We start from the raw sequence: 1,719 nt of genomic DNA on the forward strand, positions 1-1,719 counted from the left end.
TTTTTCAACGAAAATGGTTTTTCATAGTTTCAAACATTCTAATAGTAATAAATGATAATCCGTTTATTTTAAACATATATATGCATTGTATTCGGAGTTCAAAAAGCATAGTGCTAATATTTGGGACTGAATGAAATTGGATACTTAGAGCCGGTCTCAAAACCTGAAAAAAATATCTATAAACGATCCGGCAAGTTTTTAAAAAACGTGAGAGTTCCCACAGAAACCGTCGTATTGAAGGTTTTTTCCTGTCGTTTAAGATTGTAATAGCTCCTACATTCCTAAGGTTTTGAGACCGGTTCTTAAATGAAAAGTGTAATAAATAAAAGTATATTAAAGAATTGGAAAGGAAGCAGATCGTTTTTGAAATTGAATTTAAAAATAGGAATATTATTTTTGAAACAAGTATATTACTTGAGAAGTGAGATCTTATTTTATCAATGTGCGTGCCGAAATGGAGGTCATATTAGCGATTCCGAACAGAGCGAGGAAGAGCCAACGAGCGGTTTTCAACGGAGTTGCAAAAGAGAACACCCATAGATGGGATATAATTAGTGCAGAGTTTTTCTATACAACCGCGAATTCCTGAATGCAATTGAAATTAAAAACCAATATAAACGTTCTTCCTGCGATTCCGTCCGATCGGTTTAACATGTTTGATTTCTCTTTAATTATATCGAAACTTCGTACGTATTTTTGATTTCCCATTTCTTGCAATACTCTGGTCACAATAACCCGCTCTTGAAAAATCTTTCAAACTCTTTAGGTTTATTTTATTAGTTTACAATTTATCAAAACGAATCCATATATTAGAAAATTGCAAAATAAAAATTCATGCTATCACAAAATAAGTAATAAGAGTTACAACAGTGTGCACCTACCGTCGCCCCCCCTCCTCGGACACTGATTCACTGATGTACTGGTTGGGTATCCCCCTGTACCTCTTCTGTCGTCCCCTTCTCCAGTGCAATTCCTGTTAGAAATTGCAAAGTCAAATGTATTATGGTAAACCTCCCCTAACTGTATCGTTATAAGTCTTGCCAAAATCCTATCTGGTGGTGTTTCCAGATTATTAATTACCTGAAGCGGATCCGTGGTTGGCGTTAAAGCTTGTCTGTAAAGGTCAAACGGCGCCGAAGGCACTCTCGTTCGAATTACCACTAACCCTTGAGAGGTCCTAAGAATTGGAACAGCATGCCAACTCAAAGTTCCATCCGGACGACGACGACCCAATACCCCCAACCAAATACTTCCGGGAGGAGAATGGATGAGTGAATTAATGTGGGACATTATCTCAGACCGAGTGGTGAATGAGGAAGAGAGAATCCAGTTGTACTGAGGCAACATAATCCTAGCGGTTGCTAATACCATCTGTCTGCCAGTATTACTGGCAGACGCATACACATAAGGTACATCTGCCAGCAACATATCCAAGTACGAATAACGTTGCCTGAACGAAATAAAAGGATCCCTATCACGAGCTGTATCGAAAAAATAACCTCCACTCTGAAGAGGCCCTTGAGAATGATACTCCTGCAGCTCTGCTAACATCTGGAAGCTATGAAGCAGACAAACACCGCATATTCCGCTCCCCTGAGCTGTATCTATAGTTGAAACCGCTATCTCATAAAGTCTCCGAATCCAATCATCGCTTAATTGAAAGTTTGGAGGTAAGGTCCTTTTTACCCTTTTATAGGCTGACCTATAACCGGCAGGACA

1 protein-coding gene is annotated in these 1,719 nt (G+C 38.9%); it reads right to left on the reverse strand.

Annotated elements, in window-relative coordinates; all coding sequences use genetic code 11:
- Nucleotides 1-861: 861 nt before the first annotated feature.
- Nucleotides 862-1,719: DUF1561 family protein (locus tag CLV95_RS18500; protein WP_133175069.1), on the reverse strand; the 858-nt coding region annotated here is incomplete at its 5' end.

The sequence above is a fragment of the Leptospira borgpetersenii serovar Javanica genome (genome assembly GCF_003046425.1).
Classification (GTDB): Bacteria; Spirochaetota; Leptospiria; order Leptospirales; family Leptospiraceae; genus Leptospira; species Leptospira borgpetersenii.